20 protein-coding genes are annotated in these 21,613 nt (G+C 63.3%); 15 read left to right on the top strand and 5 right to left on the bottom strand.

What is annotated here, in order from left to right:
• Window positions 1-70 precede the first annotated feature (70 nt).
• The 6 genes from map (at window position 71) to QCE88_RS04960 (ending at window position 4,119) form a co-directional block, all read left to right on the top strand.
• Window positions 71-853 carry a type I methionyl aminopeptidase gene (map, locus tag QCE88_RS04935; protein WP_309899700.1) on the top strand — a complete coding sequence of 261 codons (783 nt, stop codon included), beginning with the start codon at window positions 71-73 and terminating at the stop codon, window positions 851-853.
• A 178-nt stretch (window positions 854-1,031) separates the two neighbouring features.
• Window positions 1,032-1,556, top strand: a complete 525-nt coding sequence (locus QCE88_RS04940) for a GNAT family N-acetyltransferase (protein WP_309899703.1) — start codon at window positions 1,032-1,034, stop codon at window positions 1,554-1,556.
• A gap of 151 nt (window positions 1,557-1,707) precedes the next feature.
• A complete protein-coding gene (gene minC, locus QCE88_RS04945; RefSeq protein WP_309831050.1) occupies window positions 1,708-2,475 on the top strand; it encodes a septum site-determining protein MinC in 768 nt (255 codons plus the stop codon).
• A gap of 89 nt (window positions 2,476-2,564) precedes the next feature.
• Complete coding sequence (gene minD / locus QCE88_RS04950; protein WP_309899705.1) at window positions 2,565-3,380, top strand: septum site-determining protein MinD; 816 nt, start codon at window positions 2,565-2,567, stop codon at window positions 3,378-3,380.
• Window positions 3,381-3,389: 9 nt separating this feature from the next.
• Window positions 3,390-3,644, top strand: coding sequence for a cell division topological specificity factor MinE (gene minE / locus QCE88_RS04955; RefSeq protein ID WP_035926261.1), 255 nt, complete (start codon window positions 3,390-3,392; stop codon window positions 3,642-3,644).
• A gap of 313 nt (window positions 3,645-3,957) precedes the next feature.
• Window positions 3,958-4,119: a hypothetical protein gene (locus QCE88_RS04960; RefSeq protein ID WP_309899707.1), complete on the top strand. Its 162-nt coding sequence runs from the start codon at window positions 3,958-3,960 to the stop codon at window positions 4,117-4,119.
• Between the two features lie 461 nt (window positions 4,120-4,580).
• Here QCE88_RS04960 and QCE88_RS04965 read toward each other — a convergent pair whose 3' ends face one another.
• A complete protein-coding gene (locus tag QCE88_RS04965; protein ID WP_309899709.1) occupies window positions 4,581-4,760 on the bottom strand; it encodes a hypothetical protein in 180 nt (59 codons plus the stop codon).
• Window positions 4,761-5,046: 286 nt separating this feature from the next.
• Between QCE88_RS04965 and opgC the strand changes: the two genes are divergently transcribed.
• The gene (gene opgC, locus QCE88_RS04970; RefSeq protein WP_309899711.1) at window positions 5,047-6,237 is read left to right on the top strand and encodes an OpgC domain-containing protein; all 1,191 of its coding nucleotides are present in this window, start codon (window positions 5,047-5,049) and stop codon (window positions 6,235-6,237) included.
• Between the two features lie 827 nt (window positions 6,238-7,064).
• Here opgC and QCE88_RS04975 read toward each other — a convergent pair.
• Together QCE88_RS04975 and QCE88_RS04980 are read right to left on the bottom strand one after the other, a co-directional pair.
• On the bottom strand, window positions 7,065-8,369 hold the full coding sequence (locus QCE88_RS04975) for an MFS transporter (RefSeq protein ID WP_309899713.1): 1,305 nt from the start codon (window positions 8,367-8,369) through the stop codon (window positions 7,065-7,067).
• 348 nt (window positions 8,370-8,717) lie between these two features.
• Window positions 8,718-9,206, bottom strand: a complete 489-nt coding sequence (locus QCE88_RS04980; RefSeq protein WP_309899716.1) for a TonB family protein — start codon at window positions 9,204-9,206, stop codon at window positions 8,718-8,720.
• A gap of 138 nt (window positions 9,207-9,344) precedes the next feature.
• Between QCE88_RS04980 and QCE88_RS04985 the strand changes: the two genes are divergently transcribed.
• The gene (locus tag QCE88_RS04985) at window positions 9,345-9,503 is read left to right on the top strand and encodes a hypothetical protein (RefSeq protein WP_309807578.1); all 159 of its coding nucleotides are present in this window, start codon (window positions 9,345-9,347) and stop codon (window positions 9,501-9,503) included.
• Between the two features lie 33 nt (window positions 9,504-9,536).
• Here the strand turns inward: QCE88_RS04985 and QCE88_RS04990 are convergent, their stop codons facing one another.
• Window positions 9,537-9,854, bottom strand: a complete 318-nt coding sequence (locus QCE88_RS04990; protein WP_309807579.1) for a hypothetical protein — start codon at window positions 9,852-9,854, stop codon at window positions 9,537-9,539.
• A 252-nt stretch (window positions 9,855-10,106) separates the two neighbouring features.
• On the opposite strand from QCE88_RS04990, the gene QCE88_RS04995 reads away from it, so the two are divergent.
• The 3 genes from QCE88_RS04995 (at window position 10,107) to QCE88_RS05005 (ending at window position 14,931) form a co-directional block, all read left to right on the top strand.
• Window positions 10,107-12,512: a heavy metal translocating P-type ATPase gene (locus QCE88_RS04995; protein WP_409018042.1), complete on the top strand. Its 2,406-nt coding sequence runs from the start codon at window positions 10,107-10,109 to the stop codon at window positions 12,510-12,512.
• A 38-nt stretch (window positions 12,513-12,550) separates the two neighbouring features.
• Window positions 12,551-12,868, top strand: a complete 318-nt coding sequence (locus QCE88_RS05000) for a zinc-ribbon domain-containing protein (protein ID WP_309899718.1) — start codon at window positions 12,551-12,553, stop codon at window positions 12,866-12,868.
• A gap of 845 nt (window positions 12,869-13,713) precedes the next feature.
• Window positions 13,714-14,931, top strand: coding sequence for a class I SAM-dependent methyltransferase (locus QCE88_RS05005; protein WP_309899719.1), 1,218 nt, complete (start codon window positions 13,714-13,716; stop codon window positions 14,929-14,931).
• Between the two features lie 2,240 nt (window positions 14,932-17,171).
• Here the strand turns inward: QCE88_RS05005 and QCE88_RS05010 are convergent.
• Window positions 17,172-17,855: a GntR family transcriptional regulator gene (locus tag QCE88_RS05010; protein ID WP_309899721.1), complete on the bottom strand. Its 684-nt coding sequence runs from the start codon at window positions 17,853-17,855 to the stop codon at window positions 17,172-17,174.
• A gap of 111 nt (window positions 17,856-17,966) precedes the next feature.
• Here QCE88_RS05010 and QCE88_RS05015 point away from each other — a divergent pair, with 111 nt between their 5' ends.
• The 4 genes from QCE88_RS05015 (at window position 17,967) to QCE88_RS05030 (ending at window position 21,343) form a co-directional block, all read left to right on the top strand.
• Window positions 17,967-18,812 (top strand): fumarylacetoacetate hydrolase family protein, encoded by an 846-nt coding sequence (locus QCE88_RS05015; protein ID WP_309899723.1) that lies wholly within the window; start codon window positions 17,967-17,969, stop codon window positions 18,810-18,812.
• A 4-nt stretch (window positions 18,813-18,816) separates the two neighbouring features.
• A complete protein-coding gene (locus QCE88_RS05020) occupies window positions 18,817-19,467 on the top strand; it encodes a polysaccharide deacetylase family protein (RefSeq protein ID WP_309899725.1) in 651 nt (216 codons plus the stop codon).
• 63 nt (window positions 19,468-19,530) lie between these two features.
• Window positions 19,531-20,829 (top strand): MFS transporter, encoded by a 1,299-nt coding sequence (locus QCE88_RS05025; RefSeq protein ID WP_309899727.1) that lies wholly within the window; start codon window positions 19,531-19,533, stop codon window positions 20,827-20,829.
• A 262-nt stretch (window positions 20,830-21,091) separates the two neighbouring features.
• Window positions 21,092-21,343, top strand: coding sequence for a hypothetical protein (locus tag QCE88_RS05030; RefSeq protein WP_309903609.1), 252 nt, complete (start codon window positions 21,092-21,094; stop codon window positions 21,341-21,343).
• The last annotated feature ends 270 nt before the right edge of the window (window positions 21,344-21,613 follow it).

Here is a 21,613-nt window from a genome sequence, read left to right on the forward strand (position 1 = left end):
GTGCGCCGTCCGCCTGAAATCCGGTCGAAGGCCGCGCACGGAGGCCGCTTGAACCCATCCGCTTCGCCCCATGGCCATCACGCTCAAGACTCCCGCCGACATCGACAAGTTGCGCATTTCCGGCCGCCTGGCCGCCGAGGTCCTCGCGATGATCGGCGAACACGTTCGTCCCGGCGTCACCACCGACGAACTCGACGCCCTCTGCAACCGCTTTATCGTCGACGAACTGAAAGCCATTCCCGCCAACGTCGGCTACATGGGCTTTCCGAAGACCGTGTGCACCTCGGTGAATCACGTCGTGTGCCACGGCATTCCCGGGCCGAAGGAGCTGAAGGACGGCGACATCATCAACATCGATGTCGCCATCGTCAAGGGCGGCTACTACGGCGACACGAGCCGCATGTACTTCGCCGGCACGCCGAACGCGGAGGCGCGCCGCCTCACGGAAACCACCTACGAAGCGATGGTCGCCGGCATCCGCGAAGTGCGCCCGGGCGCGACGCTCGGCGACATCGGCGCGGCGATCCAGGGCGTGGCGCACCGGGAAGGTTTTTCCGTGGTGCGCGAATACTGCGGCCACGGCATCGGCCGGGTGTATCACGAAGACCCGCAAGTGCTGCACTACGGTCAGCGGGGCGCGGGACTGCGCCTCAAGCCGGGCCTCGTGTTCACGATCGAGCCGATGATCAACGCGGGCCGCGCCGCCACGCAGCAGTCGCGCGACGGCTGGACCGTGACGACCAAGGACCGTTCGCTGTCGGCGCAATGGGAGCACATGGTGGCCGTCACCGAAGAGGGGTTCGAATTGCTCACGCCCTGGCCGGACGGCACCGGCGCGTACGCGGCGCCATGAATGATCGCAGCGAACATGAGCAGGGCTACGCATTGCCATGTGCGCTGTAAAGCACTTTCCCGGATTTAGGAATTGACGGGTTCGCCCGATCGGTTGAAGCTACGCCCATGGCTGAACATGCCGGACCGGCCGCACGAGCCGCACGCATGGAGCCTGAAGTCAGAGAGAAATTGCCCGCATGAGTCCCTCATTGACCGTCAGCCGCATCGCCGCGCAACAAGGTCCGGTCCTGCGCGAACTTCGCACGGCATCGCTGCGCGAGGCGCCTTACGCATTCGGCGAGACGCTTGAAGATGCGCTGCTGCTCGAACCCGCGCAATTCGACTACACCGCCGCGCTGCACGCCAGCGCCGACAAGCTCGCGACTTTCCTGCTGTACACCGAAGGCCATCCCTGCGGGCTGGTGCATGCGTATATCGAGGACGCACCGGGCGGGCGCGCCTTCGTGAACGCGCTGTGGGTCGCGCCGGCGGTGCGTCATCTGCGCGGCGGCGAACTGCTCGTGAACGTCGCGTCGCAATGGCTCGCGGAGCAGGGCGCGGCAGACGTGCACGCGTGGATCGCCGATGAGAACCGCACCGCGATGCGCTTCTATGAACGCCTGGGCTTCGGCCCGACCGGTGACCGTCGCGCCATGCCCATGCATGAGCAGGAAGCCGAATCCCTCTATGTGCATCGCCTGCATTCCGGGCAGCCTGTCTAAGCGCATCGCGGTCGTCTCGTGCGTGCGCGCGGCACGCACTTCTCGTCGCATTCTTCGTCGCACTTCTCGTTTTCGATAGCTGAATTCGAGCCAAAAATAATGGCCGTGTGCGACAACGCCTGTAAAATACGCAAAATTTTTGGCCGTTCCTATGTCGCTCAACAAAACGCCCTATTTCGAACTGCGCAGCGGCTCCGTCGACACGCTTCTCTTCGTCGTCAAGACTCCCGACCTCGATGCCCTTCGCACCGAACTCACGCGGCGCTTCGAGGCGACTCCCGAATTCTTCGCGGGCGATGTCGTCGCCATCGACGTGCGTCGTCTCGCTGAAGGCGAGCGCATCTCGCTTGCGGAACTCGAGAAGCTGCTTGCCGGCGTGCGCATGCGTCCCATCGGCGTGGTCGCGCTGCCCGCGCAGACGTGGGCGATCCAGTGGGCGAACGAAGGCGGCCTGCCGATCCTCGAAGCACGCGATCGTCGTGGCGCGCCGAAGCCTTCCGTCGACGAAGCCAAGCCGAACACCGAAGCCGCCGCCGTGATCGAGGCGGCCGTCGCCAACACGCCGCCGCCCGCCACGCTGCCGCAGCCGGCGACCATCATCGACCGGCCGTTGCGCTCGGGTCAGCAGGTCTACGCGAAGGGCGACCTGATCGTGCTCGGGCTCGTGTCCTACGGGGCCGAGGTCATCGCGGAAGGGAATATCCATATCTATGCGCCGTTGCGGGGCCGCGCGCTCGCGGGCGTGCACGGCAACCTCGACGCGCGGATCTTCTGCACGTGTCTCGAACCGGAACTGATTTCCATCGCGGGAATCTACCGGACCACCGAGAACCCGCTGCCGGCCGACGTGCTGAGCAAGCCGGTGCAGATCTGGCTGAACGAAGAAAAACTGATGATCGAACCGCTGCGGCTGACCTGACGAGTCGCCTCCACCCGCGCGCCACCGATGCCCCCGGCGCGCACTCCGGGCAACGCGAGCGGACCTATTGACGAACACAAGGTACTTGTATGGCAAAAATCATTGTGGTGACTTCGGGAAAGGGCGGCGTCGGCAAGACGACGACCAGCGCGAGCTTCGCATCGGCGCTCGCCTTGCGCGGCCACAAGACGGCCGTGATCGACTTCGACGTCGGTCTGCGCAATCTCGACCTCATCATGGGTTGCGAACGCCGCGTGGTGTACGACCTGATCAACGTCATCCAGGGCGAAGCCAATCTGAACCAGGCGCTCATCAAGGACAAGAAGTGCGAGAACCTGTTCATCCTGCCGGCTTCGCAGACCCGCGATAAGGACGCGCTCACGCTCGAAGGCGTCGAGAAGGTGATCGACGATCTGGTCAAGATGGACTTCGAATACATCATCTGCGATTCGCCGGCGGGCATCGAATCCGGCGCGCTGATGGCCATGCACTTCGCCGACGAAGCGCTCATCGTGACGAATCCGGAAGTCTCGTCGGTGCGCGACTCGGACCGCATCCTCGGCATTCTCTCGTCGAAGACCAAGCGCGCAATGGAAGGCAAGGATCCGATCAAGGAACACTTGCTCATCACGCGCTACAACCCGAAGCGGGTCTCCGAAGGCGAGATGCTGTCGCTGAGCGATATCCAGGAGATCTTGCGCATTGACCTGATCGGCGTGATTCCGGAGTCGGAAGCGGTGCTGCATGCATCGAACCAGGGCTTGCCCGCCGTGCATCTCGACGGCACGGATGTCGCCGAATCGTACAAGGACGTGGTGTCGCGTTTTCTCGGCGAGCAAAAGCCGCTGCGCTTCACCGATTATCAAAAGCCCGGCCTGCTGCAACGCATCTTCGGCACCAAGTAAGGGGACGCAATGTCGATTCTTTCGTTTTTGCTGGGCGAGAAGAAAAAGTCCGCTTCGGTCGCGAAGGAACGCTTGCAGTTGATCATTGCGCACGAGCGCGCAGGTGGCAAAGCCGCCGCCGATTACCTGCCGGCGTTGCAACGGGAACTCGTTGCGGTGATTTCGAAGTACGTGAAGATTTCCAACGACGACATTCGGGTCAGCCTCGAACGTCAGGACGATCTCGAAGTGCTGGAAGTGAAGATCGAAATACCGCAGGCGTGAAGTCGTGCGGCGCGTCCGCGTGCCGCACCGTTCGCTTTCCAGAAAGAGCCGGAATCGCTTGATTCCGGCTCTTTTCATTTAAGGCGCTATCGTTTGCGTGCAGTGTTCGCCGCGCTTCGACGTGCCGCGGACAGGCGCATCGACAGTCGCTGACACTTGTCCACACATCGTTTCGAATTCGGGCCGCTGGCATGCCTGCGCCTGTCATCGCATGGGCCTGTCGACACATTGAACTGTTTCGCGGAGGTTCCTGCGCCGCGAGCTTTGCCGCGCGCCCAGCGCGCGTTCGATGTTTTTCGACAAGAGGTCGTTCATGAAAGTGTCCCTTCGCCGCCTGCTCGTTCAGATCGCGATCATCGCCGCCGGTGCCGTTACGCTGTCCGAGGCGTACGCCGCCGCGGTGATCATCGCGCCGGGCGCACCGCCCGCGCCGCGCTACGAGCGCATTCCGCCGCCGCGTGCGGGCTTCATCTGAGAAACCGGACACTGGGTCTGGCAAGGGCGCTACGTCTGGGCCGCCGGACGATGGGTGGAAGTGCGCGCAGGGCGCCGCTGGGTCTCGGGCGTGTGGTCGCCGTATCGCGGGCAGTATCGCTACGTGCCGGGGCACTGGATCTGATTCGTATCATTCCGACATGCCGGGCACGCGCAAGGATCGGGAACGCCCGGGCCGACTAAGCGGGCCAGGCATGTTCGCTGCGTGTGAGCGAAGCATGTTCTGAACTACAGCATGCGCGGAGCAGAAAAAAGAACAGGCGCGAGGCTTTCGCCTGGCGCCCTGGAACGCTCCCGCGCTAGCAGGAACGGAGAGGAGAAGGGAGGCGTTCACACTCCCGGCAAGCGCCGGATGCCTGAACGACATTGCCCGGTGTGACAGCCTCTCGGCAGCGAAGTTCAAACAGCTTGAAATTTTTTGCGGGCGAGCAAGCGAGCAGGTCAGGCGGTGAGCACTTCGAACGCAACGACCGCCAGAATGGCGCCGACGTTCGCAATCACCGCTTCCGCGACGACACCGCGCCAGGTTGCCGGCCGGAATTTCACGGCGAGCAGCAGGGCGCTCAGCAGCGCGATGGCGATCATTGCCACCAGATGCGAGCCTTGAAGATGAAAACGCATGTTGGCCTCCCGATTAAAGCGCGGATAAGAATCCGCGATTGGCTTTTCTGAATCGTTTTGGTTTTGTCGACCGTGTTTTGATGCCGCTTCAAGTATAAGCACAGCAAAAATGACTGAGTGACGGGCCAAAAAGTCATTTTGCCGCCAGCTTGCCGACTGGCATCGGGTGTTACTTTAAATAACGGTCGATAAAGGGAATTTTCGCTCGGGAGTCAGTACAAACCCCGTATGTGCGCGTGACGTTTCCTTGTCGGCGCCGAACCGCAGCCCGTGGAGCATTCACCCGATGACTTCCCCGACAACACGTTCTCTCGAAGTCGATTTCTTTCGAGGAATCGTGCTGCTGATTATCGCGGTGGACCATATAACGGGAAGCGTGCTGTCGCGCTTTACGCTGCATCAATATGCCTTTTGCGATTCCGCCGAAGTGTTCGTCTTCCTGGGCGGTTACGCGTCGGCGGCGGCTTATACGGCGCTTGCGACTCGCCGTAGCATCAAGGCCGCACGCCGACGTTTTTTCCGCCGCAGCTGGGAGATTTATCGCGCCTATCTGTTCACGGCGTTGCTGATGTTGATCGGCGGTGGCCTGATGATGGCGCTGAAGATCGACACACCGATGCTCCAGTACACCGAATGGCCCAACTTCCTCGCGCGGCCACTCGGACTGATCGGCGAGATCGTGACGCTCAGGCAGCAGCCGTATCTGTCGGCGGTATTGCCGATGTACGCTGTCTTCGCTCTTGCCGTGCCCGTCGTTGTGCCGCTCGCGCAGAAGAAGCCGGTGGTCGCGATCTTCGCCAGCCTGCTGGTCTGGCTCGCGGCCGCGCCGCTCGCTCGCGCGCTGCCCGGCACCTATGCGGAAGCGTGGTCGTTCAATCCCTTCGCGTGGCAACTGATGTTCGTGACCGGCATGCTCGCGCGCGTCCAGCCGATCAGTGAAGGGTTCCATGCGAGCCGCATCGCGCGCGGGTTGACCGCCGTGGCAATCGCTGTCGCGCTGGTGTTCGCGTTCTACAAGCTGTTCTTCGAAATGCAGCCGCCGCCGGGATTCATGAAACAGAATCTTGCGACCCTGCGCATCGTCAGCTTCGCCGCCATCGCGTGGATCGTTGCGCGCGCGGTCTATGCAGGCTGGGTCGGACGGCTCGCGCGCAAGCTGCCGGGCATCGTGACGATCGGGCAGCAAGGGTTGGTGTGCTTCATTGCGGGCGCGTGTGTGTCGCTCGTGCTGGATTCGGCGCTGCGGGCCATGGGCGTGCTCGGACTCGGACGCTATCCGTCGCACTGGATTTTGGGACTGATCGCGGATGGCATCGCCATCGTCACGCTGTTGATGCTTGCGCGTTTCTGGGCCGATCGCAAGGCGGCGAAGGCGGCGCGCGACAAGCAGGCCCAACCGCGCCCGGCGCCGCAGCGCGTCGCGCTCGTCAACGGGCGGCCGGTGCCGGTTCAGGCAGGTAATCGGAACGACCGCTGAGCGGTAGCGGAGGGCTGGGCGCGTCAGGCAAATCAGCAGGTCAATCAAGTGCAGCGGCCTACACCGCCACGCGTCGCGTTCGTCAACGGCCGGGCGGTGAATGTGCAGGCCGGCTACCGGCGCGACCGCTGAGCGGCGCCCGGCCGGCCGTGCGCGTCGAACAAATCAGCAGGGTCATTCAGGTGCAGCGGCCTATGGCGCGCGCGTCGCGCTCGTCAACGGCCCGCCGGTGAATGTGCAGGCCGTCTACCAGCGCGACCGCTGATGGGTGCCCGGCCGGCCGTGCGCGTCAAACAAATCAGCAGGTCAATCAGATGCAGCGGCCTACGGCGCTGCGCGTCGCGTTCGTCAACGGCCGGGCGGCGGTGCTTGTGCAGGCCGGCTACCAGCGCGCCCGCTGAGCGGCGCCCGGCCGGCCGTGCGCGTCAAACAAATCAGCAGGGTCATTCAGATGCAGCGGCCGATGGCGCTGCGCGTCGCGTTCGTCAACGGCCGGGCGGCGGTGCTTGTGCAGGCCGGCTACCAGCGCGACCGCTGATGGGCGCCCGGCCGGCCGTGCGCATCAAACAAATCAGCAGGTCAATCAGATGCAGCGGCCGATGGCGCTGCGCGTCGCGTTCGTCAACGGCCGGCCGGTACTCGTGCAGGCGGGACACTGGCATGAACCCCAGGCGGCGCTGGGCGGCCGCTCACGTCAACGAGCCGTACAGGTCTATCAGCCGCATATGCCCGCGCCGCCGCATCGCGCTCGTCAACGGCCAGCCAGTGCCCGTTCAGCCAGGCAACCGGCACGACCGCCGAGCGGCGCCGGACTCATTCAAGCGTGCTCACTCCAGCGTGATATCGCGGGTTTCGCGCATGCACAGCACCGCGATGAGGCTGACCGCCGCCGCCGCCGATACATACCCGCCCACCCAGCTCAATCCGCCGCGGTTCGCGAGCAATTGCGCGATGTACGGCGCCACCGACGCCCCCAGAATCCCGCCGAGGTTGTACGCGACGCCCGCGCCGGTATAGCGCACGTTGGTCGGAAACAGCTCGGGCAGCAGCGCGCCCATCGGCGCGAACGTCACGCCCATCAGGAACAGTTCGATCGTCAGGAACAGCGCAACCAGGATCGTGTTGCCGCTGCCGAGCAGCGGCGCCATCGTGAAGCCGGACAGGATCGCGAGCAGACAGCCGACCGCGAGCACCGGCTTGCGTCCGAAGCGGTCGCTGGCGATCGCGGAAATCGGCGTGGCGAGCGCCATGAACAGCACCGCGAAGCACAGCAGCCCGAGAAAGGTTTCGCGAGCGAAATGCAGCTTGCCGACGCCGAATGACAGCGAAAACACCGTCGAGATGTAGAACAGCGTGTAGCAGACGACCATCGCGAACGCGCCGAGCAGCGTGGGCACGAGGTGACTGCCGAGCAGCGTCGCGACCGGCACCTTGACGCGCTCCTCGCGCTCGATGGCCGCGCGGAACGCAGGCGTCTCCGCGATCTTCAGGCGCACGTACAGGCCGAGCGCGACCAGCACCGCACTGACGATGAACGGCACGCGCCAGCCCCAGCTGCGGAACTGTTCGTCGGAGAGCGACAGCGCGAGACCGAAGAACAGGCCGTTGGAGGCGAGGAAGCCGATCGACGGCCCGAGTTGCGGGAACATCCCGAACAGCCCGCGCTTGCCTTGGGGCGCGTACTCGGTGGCCAGCAGCGCCGCGCCGCCCCATTCGCCGCCGAGCCCGATGCCCTGGCCGAAGCGCAGCACGCACAGCAGGATCGGCGCGAGGCTGCCGATGGAATCGTAGCCGGGGACGAAGCCGATCAGCGTCGTGGACACGCCCATGACCAGCAGCGAGGCGACGAGGGTCGACTTGCGGCCGATGCGGTCGCCGAAATGCCCGAACAGGAACGAGCCGATCGGCCGCGCGACGAACGCGATGCCGAACGTGACGAACGCCGACAGCGCCTGTGCGGCAGGCGAGTCGTGCGGAAAGAACACAGGTCCGATGACGAGCGCGGCGGCGGTCGCATAGACATAGAAATCGTAGAACTCGATCGCGGTGCCGATGAAGCTCGCGAAAATCACGCGGGAAGCGCTTTGGGATCCGTCGCCGGGCTTGGCGGCGGAAAGCGAGGGTGAGGACATGCTGTCTCCGTTGTCTTGGCGTTGATGCTGGGCGTTGATGCGTTGATGCGTTGGGGCGTGGCGCCGTCGATTGTCGCGCGCATCGCCGGACGAAGGGCGATGGGATGACGAACGATGTCGTCTATCCGCGCGTCAGCTTTTTGTAGGGATGGTCATGCGGTGACGCTGGGAGCCAGGGTCGGGCGGCATGCGCGAGTACCGCGCGTGGTCGCGGCGCAGATGGGCTGCGCCTCAGGCGCTTCGCACGAAGCGCGGGGTGGGCGCGGGGCGAAGGCCACGCCGGAAGCGGGTCCGGCCGGGGTGCGAAAAATTATAACGAGCGTGCGTGGCGACCGCCACCGGTCGATGCTAGTCGATGGTCGTCGCCTGAGGCGAGTGCGAGGTTTGCAGCTGGAACTGGCCGTTGTCGTTGAACATCCAGCCCTCGAACAATTCCAGCTGGCCATGGCCGTTCAGGAGCCGCACGGGCGGCGCGGGCAACGGCGCCGCGCGGCGCAGCGAGGCCAGCGCGGTGGATTCGGCTTCGTCGTCGCCGTTGGTCCGGTACACGGACGACTCGACCAGCCGGCCGCCGCGATCCACCGTGAACGAGACGAGCACGAAGGAGCGCAGCATCGCTTGCGGCGTGCCCTTGAGCACCAGCGACGGATTGCGCTCGAAGATGCGTTGCGCGATGCGCTGCTTGTAGTCGTCGAGAGTCGAGCCCTGCAGGGGAGAAGGCGGGGCCGTGCGCGCCGCGACGACACCGGGCGGCGGCGTGAAGGTGCATGAGGGCAGCGCGAGCAAAGCGCACACGCCGAGCAGGGCGGCGAGGGCGGGACGGGGAAGGGCGGACATGTGAGGGCACCGTGGAAGGCTCTGCTTCCATGGTAGTGCCTGGGAGGCCGGGCCGGATGGGCGGCAGCACGATAGTGCGGGCGCGCGACTTGCTGCTTCGGCTTTCATGAGGAAAGCTTCGAAGGAGGACATGACATCATGAACGCAGACAATCAGGCGCCGGACAATGCCCAGCCGGCCGAGCATAGCGACAACGAAAAGAGCAAGCTGCCGGAGCGGAGCGACGAGAACCGCAAGCAGGGGCCGAACGACCGGCCGGGCAAGGAGTCGGGCGAGGGCGAGACGCCGGTGGGCTGAAGCGCGGCGTCCGCGGGGCGCAACGTCCCCGGATCAGTCGACGTAGGGTTTGACCAGTTCGGCGCAGCGCAGCGGCGCCGACGCTCTCACTGCGCCTGTTTCCGCTGCGCGGGTTTCGACGCAGCGGAATACGCTATTGGTCTTCTGCAGAATGTACGTGTCTTCGGGCAGGCCGGTGCTGCGGGCAGCCACGCTTGTTACCGAGACGATGCCGTAACCATTCTGGATCAGATCGAAGAAGGTGGTTTCCGAGTGACGCCATTGCGCGTTCGGGTTGGGCTGCGCCTGCGCCGGCAGGCTGGCGGCGAGCAGCGCACCGAAGAGAAAGGGCAGGATGCGGCCTGATTTCATGAGCGTCTCCGCGTAGTGATCGATGTGGGCGGTTAGATGGGCCTGCGGCCCGTGTGTTCACCGCGATTTTTACGCATGACCGACACAGCGCGATTCATTTGCGCGCCCAGGCACCTTGTGCCTTCCTTTGCATGGCGCCATGCAAGCGTCGACGTGCTGTCGCGCGAAAGGACTGTTTTCACGGAATCGTCCCTTGACCCTGGAGTTCCTCCAGGGTGTTTACTCGCCCCATGGCGTTAAGGGATAGCGAAAATGAAACAGTGCTGCGAAGGACATGATTCGATCATCGAGCTTCGAAAGGAGCCGGACGTGGGTGACGTTGGACACGCGCATCGTGATGGGCTTCAACACGGGCACGGACACGAACCTGGTCACTACCACGGACCTGGCCACGACCACGACCACGGCTACGACCACGACCACGACCACGGCCACGACCACGGCCACGGCCACGGCCACGGCCACAACCACGACCACGACCACGACCACGCCACAGACACACAACCGGCAACGGCCCCCGTCGCGCTGGGCCAGTCCGTCGTATCGGGAGGTTTCGTTCGTACGCAGATGCGCATTGCGCAGATGGACTGCCCGACCGAGGAAGCGCTGATCCGCAAGAAGCTCGGCGCCCTGCCGGAAGTCCGCGAGATGCAGTTCAACCTGATGCAGCGCGTGTTGACGGTCGTGCATCGACCCGACGGACTCGATGCCGTGCTCAAGGCACTCTCGTCGCTCGGCTTCGCGGCGGAACTCGCGGATGACGCCAAAACCGGCGCCCGCGCCGCCTCTCCCGCGCCCTCCCGCAAGCGCCTGTGGCTGCTCGGTGCGGCCTGCGTCGCCGCGCTGGGCGCGGAGACCGCGAACTGGCTCGGCGCGCCCGAGTGGCTCGTCGCGGCGCTCGCGGTGCTGGCGATCGCGGCTTCGGGCGTCGGCACCTACAAGAAAGGCTGGGTGGCCATTCGCAACCTGAACATCAACATCAACGCGCTGATGAGCATCGCGGTGACCGGCGCGCTCGCGCTGCGCCAATGGCCCGAGGCAGCGATGGTGATGGTGCTGTTCACGATCGCCGAACTCATCGAGGCACGCTCGCTCGATCGCGCGCGCAATGCCATTGAAGGCTTGATGAAGCTGGCGCCCGACACCGCCACCGTCCGGCAGCCGGACGGTTCGTGGCGCGACGTCGAGGCAACGGCGGTCACGCCGGGCGCCGTCGCGCGGGTGCGGCCGGGCGAGCGCATTGCGCTGGACGGGAGGATCACTGCGGGCCGCTCGACGATCGATCAGTCGCCGATCACCGGCGAGAGCCTGCCCGTCGAGAAAGCGCCCGGCGACGACGTCTTCGCCGGCACGATCAACCAGTCCGGTTCGTTCGAGTACGAGGTGACGGCAGCCGCCGGCCAGTCGACGCTCGCCCGCATCATCCACGCCGTGGAGAACGCGCAAGGCACGCGCGCGCCGACGCAGCGCTTCGTCGATCAATTCGCGCGCATCTACACGCCGATCGTGTTCCTGGTCGCGGTCGGCGTCGCCGTGCTGCCGCCGCTGCTGTTCGCGGGCGCCTGGCTCGCCTGGCTGTACAAGGCGCTGGTGTTGCTCGTGATTGCGTGCCCGTGCGCGCTGGTGATCTCGACACCGGTGTCCATCGTCAGCGGGCTTGCCGCGGCGGCGCGCAAGGGCATGCTCGTGAAGGGCGGGACCTTTCTCGAACAAGGTCGGAAGCTGCGCTGGCTCGCACTCGACAAGACCGGCACGCTGACCCGCGGCAAGCCGGTGCAGGTCGCGTTCGAGCAGACGACGAGCGATCTTCCGGAGGCGGAGGTGCGCGCGATTGCCGTCAGCCTGGCGAGCCGCTCCGACCATCCGGTATCGACGGCCATCGCCCGCGCCGGCGCGATGGATGCGGTCGGCCTGCAGCCCGTCGATGACTTCGAAGCCCTGCCGGGGCAAGGCATTGCGGGCCGGGTGAACGGGCGTCGCCATACGCTTGGCAACCACCGGATGGTGAAGACGCTCGGCCTGTGTTCGACGGAACTCGAAGCGCAGTTGCAACGTCATGAGCAAGACGGCAGGACCGTCGTGATGCTCGCTGATGAAGCGCGCGTGCTGGCGCTGTTCGCTGTCGCGGACACGGTGAAGGAGACGAGCCGCGCGGCCGTCGCCGAGCTGCATGCGCTGGGCGTACGCACCGTCATGCTCACCGGCGACAACGCGCACACGGCGGCGGCGATTGCCCAAGAAGTGGGCGTCGAGCGCGCCGAGGGCGACCAGCTTCCCGAGGACAAGCTGCGGGCCGTCGAGCAGCTCTCGGCGGGGCAGACGATGGTGGGCATGGTCGGCGACGGCATCAACGATGCGCCGGCGCTGGCGCGCGCGGACATCGGCTTCGCGATGGGCGCGATGGGTACGGATACGGCCATCGAAACCGCCGACGTCGCGCTGATGGACGACGACCTGAGAAAGATTCCGGCGTTCATCCGCTTGTCGAAGGCGACGCATCGCGTGCTCGTGCAGAACATCGTGCTGGCGCTGGGGATCAAGGCGCTGTTCCTGGGGCTCACCATCGGGGGCATCGGGACCATGTGGATGGCCGTGTTCGCGGATGTCGGCGCGAGCCTGCTGGTGGTGGCGAACGGCTTGCGTCTGCTGCGCAAGTGACTCGCGACTTGCGACTTTCGACTTTCAGGAGAGGCGGTATGAACTGGTTCGAGCGCGCGTTCGGCGGGCATCGTGGTCATTCGGCGCAACGCGGTCATGGCCGTTCACATGAAGGGGGACACGGGCATCATGGCGGACAAGGGAACGAGGGCTGGGGAAGGGCGCCCGCGCCAGCAGCGCCGCGTCCGCCCGCCGCGGTGATCTGCCCGAGATGCAATGCCGGCCATCCGGAAGGTGCGCGCTTCTGCTCGCAGTGCGCGACGCCGCTCGTGCCGCAGTCGTGTGCGCAATGTCGTCAGGCACTCGTGCAAGGCGCGAAGTTTTGCAGCCAGTGCGGCGCGGCAGCGGGGACTTGAGAAGAGGATGCGTCGGGAGCGGCGAGGGTTGCCTCGGCGTTCCCGGTCTTGGGCGCGCAAAAAAAATGTCCGGGCGGAGAGCCCGGACCAAAGCACGACGGGCCACCAGTTCCGTCGTGCGCGTGGCTTGACGACGACATGAATACGGCTGACGTGTGCAGCGCGTGGTCGTCGAGGTGAGTGAGATCGGCGCCGTCCCGGAGGGCGGCTGCGCTGCTGCTTCCGGTGGTATTCGCTATTCCCGCAGGCGGGTGGTTCGAATCGGATCGGGCCGGTGCAGCAGCGTTAGGGATAGAGTACGAAACGGCCGCGTCGCCACGATGAGCGCGAGATGAAAAAGTGTTCATGTGGTGGGGCGGCGGGGGAATGGCCATGAGGCCGTACCTGCACGATCACGCCGGATCAGGCGCCGGCGGTCATACAAGTACTGGCGGCACAGGCAAGGATCGTCGAGGCCGACGAACTTGCGAAGCGCATTGCCGCGTCGCTGACGGGCTATTGCTGGCGCTGCCGGCACAGCACGACTTCGTCGCGCGCAATCACACACTGGTAGGTAAATTCGCGTGACGAGCGCAACGCGAGTCTGGCGAATGCGCTTCTCTGCTCAGCCTCCGCCCCGACGCTCGCCGCTCCGCCGGAAGGGAGCCAACCGTCGTACTTCCCACGAACCTGCGTTGTTTGAATGGGTAACTCGATCCGCCTGTTGGGTGTCAGAGAAGCAGCGCTGGAACTTGCATTTTGCTTATGGCTCTCGACGTTTGGCTGAACTTTTAAATACAACGATTCATTTTCCATTGTTTAAGTTAGCATAGGCTTCCTTCGTGACAGGGGCGGTTGAAATTCAAATGAATGGATATCTGCGTAGTGTCGCCAAATCAATTGCACTGAATGCGCCGCCCATAAAAAAGCTGATCGATTCAAAGAGCGCGCTCCTTCTGGAGCGTGATGCCGCCGCCGCGGATCGCGACCGCTCGAGAATCGAGCGGGACGAAGCCACGGCAGAGTGCCGCCGAATCGAGGTTCAGCGCAACACGCTCGCCACCGAGCGCGACGAGTTGCTTGTCTATCTCCAGGCGGCCAATGACAAGCGCGACGAGTTGCTCGCGTATCTCCAGGCAGCCAATGACGAGCGCGATTCGTTGCGCTCGTCCGTCGAAACGCTCGAGACTCAAGAGCACCAGACACTGAACCGCGTTCACGCCGATCTCGACAGGCTTCAACGTTTCGGCGAAGGTCCGCCGTTCGTGCCCAACGGGCATTTTTATTCGCCCATTCCCGCTCTGAAGGAAGTGCAACGGAATCAGCAGCGCATCTTCGGCGAATGGCCGCGCGAGTTGCCGGGAATCGACCTGCGCGAAGCGTCGCAATTGTCCTTGCTCGAGTCGTTTCTTGATCAATATCGCGATCTGCCATTCGGTGACGATGAAACCGCGGGATTTAGGTATCGCTATCGGAACCCGGCTTACGGGCATTCAGACGCAATCTTCCTCAACATGATGTTGCGCCACGTCAAGCCAGCCCGCGTAATTGAAATCGGTTCAGGCTATTCGTCGTGCATGCTGCTCGATACCAACGAGCACTGGTTCGATAATTCGATCGTCTGCACGTTTATCGAGCCTTATCCCGAGTTGCTCCATTCGCTCTTGAAGGAGGGCGACACACAACGCGTCACCATCATTCCGACCGGCGTTCAGGACGTTGATCTGGCAACCTTTGGCGCGCTGCAAGCCAACGATGTGCTGTTCGTCGACTCCACGCACGTGAGCAAAGTGGGCAGCGACGTGAATCAGATCATCTTCAACGTGCTGCCCTCGCTGGCGAGCGGCGTGTACGTCCACTTCCACGACATCTTCTATCCGTTCGAATATCCACGCCAATGGATCGAGGAAGGGCGTGCCTGGAACGAGGCGTACATGTTGCGTGCATTCCTCCAGAACAACTCGGCGTTCGAGGTCGTCATGTTCAACACCTATATGCAGCATTTCCACGAAAGCTGGTTCGTGAAGAACATGCCCCTCTGCATGAAGAACACGGGTGCGAGCATCTGGCTGCGCAAGCGCTAGACAATCGGGCTGCGCGTTGGCGCGTGCCAATTCGCAGGAGCTTGGCCTTGGAAGCAGTCCCGCGACGATGCATGGCCCGTTCAAGCGTGATAGCGGAAACGGGCTGCTTGAATTGATGGTTTCGCGGCAGAAGCCCTCGAAACCCTGCGTATCGGCGGGCGACACGGCGTTGAAAAGACTGGAGGGCGGCTCGTCGGGTGGGGAGGATTGCGTGATGTCGAACGCGTCACGAAGCGCCGCTTTCGCTGACCACCTCTTTCGCATGACCTCATTGGGACAGGTTCGCAGATTTCGAGATCTACAGCGCGGCAGGTCGAAAAGTGAGGGTGTGCACAGGACTTCGCATGAGCATGTGAGGCCCTTAACCCATGGCGAGCGCATGAGGCAAAAAAAACGGGCCGCAAAGGCCCGTTTTCATCGAATGTTGGCGGAGGCGGTGTCCGCCAGAGAGTGAGTAAATATAGGATTTTCAGCCCGATTTTTGAAGACCATCCACCATCCCATCCACCAAAACGGAAAATGTTGTCTCAGCTGTGAGAAGCGCTCATTTTGCCGACTGGTTTGATCGTAAAGCTCGCACAGTGACCCAGGCGGCAATAAGGCTGCAGGGCCACGATCTGGAAAACAGCGTCGTCGTGCACGATGCGCATAGCCGCTTGAACTCTAAGCGGTACCGGATGCAATGCACTGTGCCGACAAGATATGGTCGTCCGCCGCACTGACTTCTGTGCCGCTGAGCATGCGGATGCAGGTTTAGTCGGCACTTCCTCCCAGCGCACTTCTCATGCTCTGGCTGTGCCCTCGCACGCCGTTCGACGAACTTCAAGGGACAACCTTCCGAGCCGGTTGCAATCATGCATTTAAGGCACGATCCCGAGTTGCTTCCGACGTGGCTCAGAAGATAGCGAGAGCGCTCAAGGCTGCAGGGTGGGGATAACCGGCCCGGCACCAATGCCGGTCTCAAAGTCGAACACCGACCCTAGCTCGATGTCCGTGGATGGTCAGCCTACCGGCTAGATGATCGTCCAGCGGTGATGACCGGAGCCGAATTGCAGGCCACGGAGATGCAGGCAGTGACGCAAGCGGGCTGGAGTCACACGCCGTTCACGGTTTTGATCTCGGCTGTATTCCGTGGTCTGGCTGCAGCTTTTTCGAGCGCAGTTGGTCTGAATGCTTCGAGCGTCGACATGTCGCGCGAGGTCTTTGCGCCTAGCTGAGTCGAGGGTAACTGAACGGCCGCTTCGCGCAATAGCGGATGGGGACAACGGGCCTAGCTGCGGACGTCCGCTCTCCAGCCTTATCGCTGCAAAGCGGTCGACAGATTTGTACTGCTCAGAGCGGTCGCTCAGCAATGCGTACTTCTGACCCACTCCGATCAGTCGGCCGCCTCCAAAGCGGTCAGTCAGCCAGATCCAGGTTCCGAGAAGTGGAGTGCCGTTAAGCGGCTGTTGACGACCTCACGCGATCGGCCAAGATGAGACGATCGCCGCAAGGGTTCTTTCGCCAATTCTAATGTCGTTACCGCTGCTGAAAATGATCGTCCAGAAGACCATTAGTTTCGCGCCCAACTGCCGTCGGGGAAACAGGTCACATACGGCATGTACGTGCGGGGCTTTGCCCGCTACGCCACAATCAACCGCCGAGCCTGGCTATGGCCAGCGAAGAGTCGGACACCTTCGCTGGCCTATCCGCGCCATCCGATTGACGGTTAGCATTTGAAGGGCGCGGATGGACGCTGCTGCAAAGCATGCGAGCCGCTATCGAGCGGTCATCGAGTACCGTTGCGTCACCGCCGCGCGCTCGGCTCTTTGTGCCGACGATGCGAAAAGCATCGTAGTACCCGATGCGAGCGTGAGCGTGACAGTGAGTGCATAAGCCCGGTTCGTGATCATAGACAGACGCGTGGTGTCCTTGCTGGATCGTGTGGGCAGTACGCCGGAAGTTAACGATCGCTTCCCGTCTGGCCGTGCAGATACGGGCGCATCCTTCGGCGACGTCAGGAACGACGCGCCGCAATCACCTTGCATTAGCAGATTAATTGGGCACCCGGTGATACATGGGTCGGCCGGAAGTCGGCACGAGAGAGGCAGAGCAGGGGCGTCTCCTTTGCGTGGCAATTCTTCCGTATGAGTCGCGGTCGCAGACGCAATATCGGCGCCCGTCACATCGGGATCGTCACGTTTCAAGCTGCTGCGCAGTGACGATGGTGCCGGAGTGTCCGATGATTCTGATTAGCGGCGTTACAACCGTGACAACGCTTCTCGCGCATCTGCCTCGGTGCGCGAAAAGTGATCGCACAGAAGCATGCAGGCTCGGTCCGCGTCGCGCGCAAGCGCTGCTTCTAGCAGTGTGGTGTGTTCGGTGGCGATGTCGCGCGTGTCGGCCTGATCGGCACGCGTTGACAGGTGACGATAGCGGTTCATCTGTTCGCCGAGCATGCGCACGAACTGCATCAGCCATGGCGAGCGGCATGCACCCAGTAACGCCAGATGAAATTCGACGTGGGCGGCGTCCCAATCCTCCGCAAAGCCCGCTTCGCCGTGTTGCGTGCGCATGTCGAGCCGGCTCATCCGGTGATGCGCAGCGATCAGTCGCGTTTCCCACTCGATGTCGCCTTGCGACATCGATTCGACCAGCGCCCGTGTTTCCAGCGTGCGGCGCAGCGCGCCGAGATCCTGCAATTCGTCGAGCGACACCGGCGCAACCCGGAAGCCACGCTGATCTTCCGCGACCACCAGTCCCGAACTGGACAGCCGGGCCAGCGCCTCGCGCGTCGGGATCACACCCGCACCGTAAGTGGCGGCGAGATCGCTGATCTTTAGTTTGCCGCCGGGCGGCAGCACGCCCGCGACGATGTCGCGGCGCAGCTGCTCAACTAGCGCGCTCGCCTGGGTGCGCGGCGAAGAAATCGGTACGGTGGACATGGGGCAAAGCGTGCGGTTGCGGGAAAACCCTCGAGAGCGAGAAGTCGTGATGAAGTATACACTTCCAAAAAATATATATTTTATTGGAAACATCGTCAAAGGATCATCGATATGAAATTGCTGCGCTATGGACCGGCGGGTTCCGAACTGCCGGGCATGCTCGACGCCAACGGCACGCTGCGGGCGCTGTCGCCAATCGTGTCGGACATCGACGCGACCGTGCTGTCACCGGAAGGGCTGCGTTTTCTGCGCGCGCTCGACGCATCGAAGCTGCCGGAGGTGGCGGGCACGCCACGGCTTGGCTCGCCGCTCGCGGCGGTGCGCGAGATCGTCGCGATCGGGCTCAACTACCGTGATCACGCGATCGAAGCGAATCTGCCCATTCCGACCGAGCCGGTCGTGTTCAGTAAATCGACGTCGTCGATCAGCGGTCCCGACGACGACATCGTGCTGCCGGCGGGTTCGCAGAAAACCGACTGGGAGGTGGAACTCGGCATCGTGATCGGCAGTACGACTTCGCGCGTGGATGAGCAGGCGGCCTGGGCAAGCATCGCCGGTTACGTGATGGTCAACGACGTATCCGAGCGCGACTGGCAGCTGAATCGCAATGGTCAGTGGGGCAAGGGCAAGAGCTTCGACACCTTCACACCAGTCGGACCGTGGTTTGTCAGCGCCGACGAGATTGCGCAGCCGGGCAGGCTGGAGCTGGAGCTGAAGGTGAACGGCGAACAGCGTCAAAGCGGCAACACCGAAGACCTGATTTTCCCGGTCAACACGGTGGTCAGCTACGTGAGCCAGTTCATGACGCTCAAGCCCGGCGATCTGATCATCACTGGCACGCCTGCGGGCGTCGGCCTTGGCATGAAGCCGCCGCAGTTCCTGAAGGTTGGCGACACGATCGCTCAGACCATCACGGGGCTCGGCGCACAGACGCATCGCGTCGTGAACGGAGCGTGACGCGATGAAACGCATTTCTCTGAGTTTTGACAACGGCCCGACGCCCGGCGTCACCGAACAGGTGCTGGCGACGCTGCGCCGTCACGACGTCAAGGCGACCTTTTTCGTGGTCGGCAGCAATCTGCGCGATCCGCGTGCGGCCGCGCTGCTTGATGCGATCGCCGCCGACGGACATTGGATCGGCACCCACACGCTCACGCATTCGGTGGCGCTCGGCGAAAGCGACGAGCCGGGTTATGTCGAACGCGAGATCGGCGAGCCGCAGACGATGATCGGCGCGCATAGTCACGTGGAAAAGCTGTTCCGGCCATACGGCAATCTCGGCATCCTCGGCCCTCATCTCTTCAGCGAACACGCGGTCGATTATCTGCTCGCGCATAAGCAGACGAGCGTGCTGTGGAACAGCGTGCCGCACGACTGGGACGATCCCGCGAACTGGGTGGACCGGCTGCTTGCGGACGTCGACGCGCAGGACTGGACCGTCGCGGTGCTGCACGACATCGAAGGCGCGGCGGTGCTGCGTCTGCACGAACTGCTCACGCGCCTGAAAGCGCAGCACGTGGAAATCACGCAGGCGTTTCCCGATGCCGTGATCGCCACGCGCGCGGGCGCGCCGGTGTCGCTGAACGACGCATACGTGATGGGGCGCGCGTAGCGGCCGCCCGAACTAGGCAACTGCAACAAAACTGATAACCAGCCTTAGCGCCGGAGACAACCCATGCAACCCACCGAGCGGTCCATCCTCGCCGCAGCACTCGACGATGAACACGCGTCGCTGCACCGCAGGATCAGCTGGCGACTGTTGCCGATGCTGTTTCTCGGCTACGTGTTCGCTTACCTAGATCGCATCAACATCGGTTTTGCCGCGTTGCAGATGAAAGGCGATCTCGGCTTCACCGATGCGGTTTACGGCTTGGGCGCAGGCGTTTTCTTCGCCAGCTACTTCCTCTGCGAGGTACCGAGCAACTTGCTGATGCAGAAGATCGGCGCGCGTCTGACGATGTCGCGCATCATGATCCTGTGGGGCATCACGTCGTGCTGCATGATGTTCGTCAAGAGTCCAACGAGCTTTTACGCGGTGCGCGTGCTGCTCGGTGTGTTCGAAGCGGGTTTCGCGCCCGGCGTGATGCTGTATCTGACGTTCTGGTATCCGCGTCACCGGCTTGCGCAGATGACCGCGCTGTTTCTAAGCGGCAGCACGATTGCCGGCCTGTTCGGTTCGCCGTTGTCGGGCTGGATCCTCGACTCAATGAACGGCGTCGCCGGATTGCGCGGCTGGCAATGGCTCTTCCTGATCGAAGGCGCGCCGACGGTGCTGCTCGGCGTGCTCGCACTGTGGCTGTTGCCCGATACCCCGCATCACGCACGCTGGCTCACGCCGCTTCAGCAACAGACCGTGACGCGCGAAGTGTCGCCGGGACGCGAGCGCGATGGACACGGCTTTCGCGAGGCGTTGCGCGATCCAAAAGTCTACGCGATCGCGGCGGCGTGGTTCACGATCGTCTGCGGCATTTACGCAGTGACGTTCTGGATGCCGATGATGCTGCGCTCAGCCGGCATCGCGACCGCCTCAGCGATCGGCCTGTGGGGTATCGTGCCGTACGGCGCGGGCGCGATTGGCATGGTGCTGCTGTCGCGCAACTCCGATCGCTCGATGGAGCGCCGCTGGCACGCGTTCTTCTGCTGCCTCTCGGGCGCTGCGTCGCTGACCGCGTTGTCGTTCGCCGCGCAGAACCTGCCTCTCACGCTGATCGCGCTGTCGATCGCGACTATCACGCTGTTCGCCGCGATGCCCATCCTGCTCTCCGTGCCAATGGCGACGCTGCCGCCAAAGGCCGCACCCGGCGGGATTGCGTTAATCAACTGCATCGGCTTGACAGGTGGCTTCTTCAGCCCGTTCCTGCTCGGCTGGGTAAAAACCGCGACTGGCAACCTGAATAACGGCTTGTATCTCATCGCCGTCATGCTGGTGCTCGGTGCGGTGATCATCGCCATCGTTGCCAAACCGCGCGCATAGGCGCGTCTCGTCAGCCGGAAGCGAGCCCGCGGCAGATTTTTCGCCGCGGGCAAACTGATTAGCGCGCGCCGATCGCTCGACGCGCGATCACTTCGCTATCCGCGAACGTCTTCAAAGTCGCTCTATCGGTAGAACTCTTGGTAGCAGGACCGATTGAAACGAAACCGCCGGCTGAATACTTTAAACGTACATTGGATGCTTAAGCGTTTTGTCGAACTGGCCGGCTCGACATCGAATCCGGATCCGTAACTAAGAAGACATCATGGAGACGCGCTCGCGCTGCCTGCTGTTCGTCGGCGGACCGATCAGCTATATCGATCGCGTCGCGCTTTCGATCACCGCGCCGCTCATCACGGAAGAACTTGGCCTCGATCCGGCGCAGCTCGGCATCGTGTTTTCGAGTTTTTCGTCGGGTATGCGGTGTTCTGCTTCATCGGCGGCTGGTCGGCGGACAGATACGGTCCGCGTCTCGCGCTCACGATGTCGATGCTGTGGTCGCTCTTTTGCGGACTGACGGCGGCGACGGTCGGTCTCGCGAGTCTACTTGCCGTACGGATCGCCTTCGGAATGGGCGAAGGGCCGTTCTGCACGAACATCAAAAAGCTGGTGTCGAACAGCCGAGCATTACGATTGGCTCGACGGGGCATCACCGTTCAAGCAAGCCGAGTTTTAGAGTATTGGAGGTAGGACATTTCGTCAGTTCTGAGCCGCTGATCTCGCGCGCAAGCAACATCCGAACACCATGGAAAGTTGATTCCCTGTCAACGCTCGCTTAGCCAGTTCA

Origin of the sequence: Caballeronia sp. LZ035, assembly GCF_031451175.1 — a bacterium.
In the GTDB taxonomy this organism is placed as follows: Bacteria; Pseudomonadota; Gammaproteobacteria; order Burkholderiales; family Burkholderiaceae; genus Caballeronia.

Excerpts from the sequence above, each read along its gene's own strand:
- map (WP_309899700.1), top strand. The coding sequence starts at position 71 with ATGGCCATCACGCTCAAGACTCCCGCCGACATCGACAAGTTGCGCATT.
- QCE88_RS04940 (WP_309899703.1), top strand. The coding sequence starts at position 1,032 with ATGAGTCCCTCATTGACCGTCAGCCGCATCGCCGCGCAACAAGGTCCG.
- minC (WP_309831050.1), top strand. The coding sequence starts at position 1,708 with ATGTCGCTCAACAAAACGCCCTATTTCGAACTGCGCAGCGGCTCCGTC.
- minD (WP_309899705.1), top strand. The coding sequence starts at position 2,565 with ATGGCAAAAATCATTGTGGTGACTTCGGGAAAGGGCGGCGTCGGCAAG.
- minE (WP_035926261.1), top strand. The coding sequence starts at position 3,390 with ATGTCGATTCTTTCGTTTTTGCTGGGCGAGAAGAAAAAGTCCGCTTCG.
- QCE88_RS04960 (WP_309899707.1), top strand. The coding sequence starts at position 3,958 with ATGAAAGTGTCCCTTCGCCGCCTGCTCGTTCAGATCGCGATCATCGCC.
- QCE88_RS04965 (WP_309899709.1), bottom strand. The coding sequence starts at position 4,760 with ATGCGTTTTCATCTTCAAGGCTCGCATCTGGTGGCAATGATCGCCATC.
- opgC (WP_309899711.1), top strand. The coding sequence starts at position 5,047 with ATGACTTCCCCGACAACACGTTCTCTCGAAGTCGATTTCTTTCGAGGA.
- QCE88_RS04975 (WP_309899713.1), bottom strand. The coding sequence starts at position 8,369 with ATGTCCTCACCCTCGCTTTCCGCCGCCAAGCCCGGCGACGGATCCCAA.
- QCE88_RS04980 (WP_309899716.1), bottom strand. The coding sequence starts at position 9,206 with ATGTCCGCCCTTCCCCGTCCCGCCCTCGCCGCCCTGCTCGGCGTGTGC.
- QCE88_RS04985 (WP_309807578.1), top strand. The coding sequence starts at position 9,345 with ATGAACGCAGACAATCAGGCGCCGGACAATGCCCAGCCGGCCGAGCAT.
- QCE88_RS04990 (WP_309807579.1), bottom strand. The coding sequence starts at position 9,854 with ATGAAATCAGGCCGCATCCTGCCCTTTCTCTTCGGTGCGCTGCTCGCC.
- QCE88_RS04995 (WP_409018042.1), top strand. The coding sequence starts at position 10,107 with ATGAAACAGTGCTGCGAAGGACATGATTCGATCATCGAGCTTCGAAAG.
- QCE88_RS05000 (WP_309899718.1), top strand. The coding sequence starts at position 12,551 with ATGAACTGGTTCGAGCGCGCGTTCGGCGGGCATCGTGGTCATTCGGCG.
- QCE88_RS05005 (WP_309899719.1), top strand. The coding sequence starts at position 13,714 with ATGAATGGATATCTGCGTAGTGTCGCCAAATCAATTGCACTGAATGCG.
- QCE88_RS05010 (WP_309899721.1), bottom strand. The coding sequence starts at position 17,855 with ATGTCCACCGTACCGATTTCTTCGCCGCGCACCCAGGCGAGCGCGCTA.
- QCE88_RS05015 (WP_309899723.1), top strand. The coding sequence starts at position 17,967 with ATGAAATTGCTGCGCTATGGACCGGCGGGTTCCGAACTGCCGGGCATG.
- QCE88_RS05020 (WP_309899725.1), top strand. The coding sequence starts at position 18,817 with ATGAAACGCATTTCTCTGAGTTTTGACAACGGCCCGACGCCCGGCGTC.
- QCE88_RS05025 (WP_309899727.1), top strand. The coding sequence starts at position 19,531 with ATGCAACCCACCGAGCGGTCCATCCTCGCCGCAGCACTCGACGATGAA.
- QCE88_RS05030 (WP_309903609.1), top strand. The coding sequence starts at position 21,092 with ATGGAGACGCGCTCGCGCTGCCTGCTGTTCGTCGGCGGACCGATCAGC.